The following is a 326-nucleotide window of genomic DNA, read 5'->3' on the forward strand; positions in this document are numbered from 1 at the left end:
GGCATCGCGGCCCTCATCATCGGCGCGATGTCGCTGACGATCTGGGACGCCGCCTTCTGGACCTGGCAGGTCCAGGTCCTTGCCTTCCTCGTGCTCGCCGTGGTCTCGGCCTATGTCGGCAGGCAGATCGCCGTTGGCCGACAGGGCAGCGTCGACCAGCCGCTGCTCAACCGCCGCGGCGCGCAGATGGTCGGCCGCACGGCGACATTGGCCGAGCCGATCAAGAACGGCCGCGGCCGCATCCGGCTGGGCGATACGCTCTGGCGCGTATCCGGTCCCGACCTGCCCGTCGGCGCGCAGGGGCGCGTGACGGGAGCGGCGGATAG

General features: G+C 71.5%; 1 protein-coding gene. It reads left to right on the forward strand.

Features of this window, described 5'->3' with window-relative positions; all coding sequences use genetic code 11:
- On the forward strand, positions 1-326 hold a 326-nt coding region (locus tag EN852_RS37705; protein ID WP_135879828.1), incomplete at both ends, for an NfeD family protein.

Source organism: Mesorhizobium sp. M2E.F.Ca.ET.209.01.1.1 (genome assembly GCF_004010375.2).
GTDB lineage: Bacteria > Pseudomonadota > Alphaproteobacteria > Rhizobiales > Rhizobiaceae > Mesorhizobium.